5 protein-coding genes are annotated in these 4,839 nt (G+C 72.7%); 3 read left to right on the forward strand and 2 right to left on the reverse strand.

Annotated features, from left to right (window positions below; translation table 11 throughout):
• Positions 1–117 precede the first annotated feature (117 nt).
• The gene (locus KME79_RS44150; protein ID WP_219552631.1) at positions 118–1,149 is read right to left on the reverse strand and encodes an NADP-dependent oxidoreductase; all 1,032 of its coding nucleotides are present in this window, start codon (positions 1,147–1,149) and stop codon (positions 118–120) included.
• A gap of 89 nt (positions 1,150–1,238) precedes the next feature.
• Here KME79_RS44150 and KME79_RS44155 point away from each other — a divergent pair, with 89 nt between their 5' ends.
• Positions 1,239–1,682 (forward strand): MarR family winged helix-turn-helix transcriptional regulator, encoded by a 444-nt coding sequence (locus KME79_RS44155; RefSeq protein WP_148031670.1) that lies wholly within the window; start codon positions 1,239–1,241, stop codon positions 1,680–1,682.
• 15 nt (positions 1,683–1,697) lie between these two features.
• Here the strand turns inward: KME79_RS44155 and KME79_RS44160 are convergent, their stop codons facing one another.
• Positions 1,698–2,597 (reverse strand): LysR family transcriptional regulator, encoded by a 900-nt coding sequence (locus KME79_RS44160; protein ID WP_219552633.1) that lies wholly within the window; start codon positions 2,595–2,597, stop codon positions 1,698–1,700.
• 80 nt (positions 2,598–2,677) lie between these two features.
• Here KME79_RS44160 and KME79_RS44165 point away from each other — a divergent pair, with 80 nt between their 5' ends.
• Both KME79_RS44165 and KME79_RS44170 read left to right on the forward strand, forming a co-directional pair.
• Positions 2,678–3,925, forward strand: a complete 1,248-nt coding sequence (locus KME79_RS44165; protein ID WP_187281162.1) for an MFS transporter — start codon at positions 2,678–2,680, stop codon at positions 3,923–3,925.
• A 17-nt stretch (positions 3,926–3,942) separates the two neighbouring features.
• The gene (locus KME79_RS44170) at positions 3,943–4,818 is read left to right on the forward strand and encodes an SDR family oxidoreductase (RefSeq protein ID WP_219552635.1); all 876 of its coding nucleotides are present in this window, start codon (positions 3,943–3,945) and stop codon (positions 4,816–4,818) included.
• The last annotated feature ends 21 nt before the right edge of the window (positions 4,819–4,839 follow it).

Below are 4,839 nucleotides of genomic sequence, written 5' to 3' on the forward strand. Positions count from 1 at the left end.
CTGGATCCGCGTGATCTGGCGCTGCTGGCTCGACGGTGTCCCCTACGACCCCGCCAAACACGGCGCCGCAGCGGCGCTCAACGAGTTCGTTGCTGCCTGAGGTTGACACAGGGAGTGTCATGCCCGCTCCCCGAGCCGGACGACGGCCTTGCCGATCGTGGACGTTCCGCCGTGCAGCAGGCCCAGCAGGGCTTCGGGCACCCGCTCGATGCCGTCGAGCACCGTCTGCCGGTGCACGATCTGGCCCGAGCGCACCCAGGAACCCACCTCGGCCCGGAAGGCGGGCATCTGGTCCAGGTGGTCGGCGACCAGGAAGCCACGTGCGGTCGCTCGCTTGGTGACCAGCTCGTACAGGTTGCGCACGCCGTGCGGCTCGCGGCCGTCGTACTGGCTGGCCATCCCGCACAGGGCCAGGCGGGCGCCGACCCGCAGGCGGCCGATCGCGGCCTCCAGCTGGACGCCGCCGACGTTGTCGAAGACCACGTCGACGCCGTCCGGCGCGGCCTGCGCGAGGAGCTCGTCGGCCGCGCCGTCGTGATAGTCGAAGGCGGCGTCGAAACCGAGGTCGTCCACCAGATGGCGCACCTTGGCCGGCGATCCCGCGCTGCCGATCACCCGCCCGGCTCCCCGCAGCCTGGCGATCTGACCGGCGACGCTCCCGACCGCCCCCGCCGCTCCGGTGACGAACACCGTGTCGCCGGGACGTACCTCCGCCATCCGGGTGATGCCCAGCCACGCGCTCAGGCCTGTCGTGCCGAGCACGCCGAGATAGCTCTCGGCGGGCAGATCGCCGGTGTCGATCGGGGAGACCCCGGCCGCGTCGACCACGGCGGCCTCGCGCAGCCCCAGGAAGTGCTCGACCACCTGGCCCGGCTTGACACCGTCGGCGCGGGACTCGACGACCACGCCGACCGCTCCTCCCTCCAGCGGCGCGTTCAGCGGGAACGGCGGGATGTAGGACGGACGGTCGTCCATCCGGCCACGCATGTACGGGTCGACCGACAGGTGGGTGTTGGCGACCAGGACCTCACCGGGCCGCAGGTCGGGAATCGGGGCTTCGACCAGCGTGAAGTCGTCGGCCGACGCCTGTGCTCGCGGCCGTCGGGCCAGGTGCCACTCCCGGGCCCGTCCCTTGCTGGTAACCGTCATCGGTCTGCCTCTCGTAGATGCTTGAGTCAATCAAGCATTCAACCTGGCACACATATTTGAGTGAGTCAAGTTCTTGGTAGAGTGGTGCCATGGCGCTACCCACAGGGCCCGTCACCGCGTCGACAGACGCCGAACGCGCGATGTTCGACTTCGTCGACGCCTACGACCGCGCCTTCGAGACCGCCGCCCTGCGACACGGGCTGAGCGTGGCGCAGGCCTGCGTGCTGGGGCGGCTGACCCGGGAGCGCGGCATGGGCGAGCTGGCCGACGAGCTCGGATGCGACGCCTCCAACATCACCCAGATCATCCGCAGGCTGGAGGCGCGCGACCTCGTCCGCCGTCAGCCCCATCCTGACGACCGCCGCTCCCGGCAGATCGTCCGCACCCCCGAGGGCGCCGGCCTCTACGCCGCCTTCGAGGAGTCGTTCGCGTTCGCCCGCTCCGCCGTCTCCAACCTGAGCGCCCGCGAGCAGGACCAGCTGGCCACCCTGCTCCGCAAGGCGCTCCACGGGAACGACCGGCCCGCGGGGTGAGCCGCCCGGCGCCTCTCACGCGCCGGATTCGGCCTCCTCGGACGACGCCGGGACGCCCAGCGCCGACAGGAACGCGGCGGCGGCGGGGGAGGGCCGGTGCCGGCTCCAGATGAGATGCTCCACGCGGGCCGGAGCGTCGCTGAGCCGGACCACGGGCAGGTCGGGGAGCTGGGACACGAAGGCCGCCGGCAGCATCCCGACGCCCAGGCCCTGCCGGATCAGGCGAGCCATGAAATCGGGGGTCGACACTTCGAAGGCGACCTCGCGCCGCACCCCGGCCGCCGCGAAGGCCTCGTCGGACTGGATCCGCCCGGCGCTGCCCGCGGGGAAGTCGACGAACCGCTCGTCCGCCAGCCGGTCCAGCTTCACGTGCTCCTTGTCGGCCAGCGGGTGGCCGGGCGCGACCACGGCGACGAGGTCGCCGCGCGCCAGCTCACGGCCGCGGACGCCCTTGGGCCGGACGCCCAGGGGAAGCCCCAGGAAGGCGACGTCGAGCGTGCCCTGCCGCACCCGTTCGACGAACTCCTCGCTCGCGCCGGAGCGCAGGCTGATGCGTACCTCCCGGTGGCGCAGATGGAAGCGTCGTAGCGCGACCGGCAGATCGACCGCCGTGACGGTGGGGATGGCGCCGATGGCGAGCCGGCCGCGGATCTCGCCGCCGGCGGCCGCCACCTCGGCCCTGGCCCGCTCGGCGGCGTCGAGAGCCTGGCGGGCGGCGGGGAGGAACGCCTCGCCCGCCGGGGTCAGCCGGACGCTGCGGCTGGTGCGGTCGAACAGCTTGGCGCCCAGCTCGCGCTCCAGCCGCGCGATCTGGTGGCTCAGCGCCGACTGGACGACCAGGCACTGCTCGGCGGCGCGGGTGAAGTTGGCCGTCTCCGCGACGGCGACGACGTAGCGCATCTGCTGAAGCTCCATGGATCAATCGTGATTCACGATCGTTGAGATGACAAACATGCGTTGGACTCATTGATCGCTCATGCCTCAGGCTGGGACGCATGACGCCAAGACCCCATCCTGAGGGCGGCCTGTCGCACGGGCTGCTCCTGCTCATGTCGGTGGCGACCGGGCTGGCGGTCGCGGGCAACTACTTCGCGCAGCCGCTGCTCGACCTGATCGGCAGGGAACTCGGCCTCGGACCCTCGATGGCGGCGCTCACGGTGACGGCCGCGCAGGCCGGGTACGCGCTCGGGCTGATCCTGCTGGTGCCGCTCGGCGACCTGGTGGAGCGGCGGCGGCTCGCCGTGTCGCTCTACGCGGCGACCGCGGTGTTCCTGCTGGTGTCGGCCACCGCGGCCGACGGCACGGTGCTCCTGGTCAGCACGGCACTGACCGGCCTGGCCTCGGTCGGCGCGCAGGTCGTGGTGCCGTTCGCGGCGACGCTGGCGGCCCCCGCCGAACGCGGCCGCGTGGTCGGCACGGTGATGACCGGGCTGATGCTCGGCCTGCTGCTGGCGCGCACCGCCTCCGGCACGCTGTCGGAGCTGGGCGGCTGGCGGACGGTCTACTGGGTGAACGCCGCCCTGATGGCGCTGACGGCCGTGCTGCTGCGGGTCTTCCTGCCCCGGCTCGGCGGCGACGGCGGGCGCCTGTCGTACCCGAAGCTGTTGCGCTCCACGATGGCGATGTTCCGGTACGAGCCGCTGCTGCGGTGGCGGGCGGCCATCGGCGCACTCAGCCTGGCCTCGTTCAGCGTGCTGTGGACGGCGCTGACCTTCCTGCTGGCCGGGGCGCCGTACGAGTGGTCGGAGTCGGGCATCGGCCTGTTCGGCCTGGTCGGCGTCGTGGGCGCGCTGACCGCCACGGTCGCGGGACGGCTGGCCGACCGCGGCCTCGTGCAGATCGTGACCGGCGCGGGGACGGTCCTGCTGGCGGCGTCCTGGCTGGCGCTCGCCGCCGGGACACGCTCCCTGATCTGGCTGCTCGCCGGCGTGGTCGTGCTGGACCTGGCGCACCAGGCGGTGCTCAACAGCAGCCAGAACGTCATCTACGCGCTGCGGCCCGAGGCCCGCAACCGGATCAACTCCGCCTTCATGACCTCCTTCTTCGTCGGCGGCGCGGTGGGCTCCGCGCTGACCTCGGTGGTCTGGGTGCACGGCGGCTGGACCGCCGTGTGCGTCCTGGGCGCCGTCCTGTCCGCCGGGACCGTCGTGCTCTGGGTCCTGGAGCGCCTCACCACCGGCCGGGCCGCCGGGAAACCCCCGCGGCCCGCCGCCCACCCGGCGACCGCCGGGTCTGCCAACTAGTCACAAGGAGAACGAACATGTCACGCACCGTACTGATCACCGGAGCCACCGGAACCGTGTCCACCGCGCTGATCGACGCGCTGGAAGGGGCCGACGTCCGCCTGCGCGCCCTCGTCCGCGACGCGTCCAGGGCGGACGGGCTGAGGGACAGGGCCGAGGTCGTCGTCGGCGACCTCGGCGACCCCCGGTCGCTGGCGCCCGCCTTCGAGGGCGTGCAGGACCTGTGGCTGCTCACCCCGAACAGCCCGCGCGCTCCGGAGAACAGCATGAACGCCGTGTGGGCGGCACGCCAGGCCGGCGTGGAGCGCGTCGTGCGCCTGTCCGTGATCGGCGCGGCGCACGACGCGCCGAACCGCAGCGGCAGGCTGCACGCGCTGTCGGACCAGGAGCTCGAACGGTCCGGCCTGCGCTGGACGATCCTGCGCCCGCACTGGTTCATGCAGAACCTGCTGAACGAGACGGGCGACATCGCGGCCACCGGCACGTTCTCGCTGAACGTCGCCTCGTCCAGGGTCGGCATGATCGACGTGCGCGACATCGCCGAATGCGCCGCCCGCGTGCTCCTCGACGCCCCCGACCGTCACCACGGCCGGACGTACACGCTCACCGGCCCGCGCTCGCTGACCTTCGACGAGGTGGCGGCCGAGCTGGGCCGTGTCCTCGGCAGGCCGGTCGCCTATCTGCCGGTCAGCGACGAGGCCAAGCACAAGACGCTGCTCGGCCACGGTGTCCCTGAATGGATCGCCGACATGCTGGAGGAGTACGCGCGGGCGTACGTCTCCGGCTGGGGCGACTTCACCACCGACGCGGTCGCCGGCCTGCTCGGCCGCCCGCCGCGCGACGTCGCCGACTTCGCCCGCGACCACGCCGCGAGGTTCGCCCCGGCCGTCTGAGCCGGGGCGAACCTCGCGGAG

The sequence above is a fragment of the Nonomuraea harbinensis genome, assembly GCF_019396385.1.
GTDB classification, from domain to species: Bacteria; Actinomycetota; Actinomycetes; order Streptosporangiales; family Streptosporangiaceae; genus Nonomuraea; species Nonomuraea ferruginea.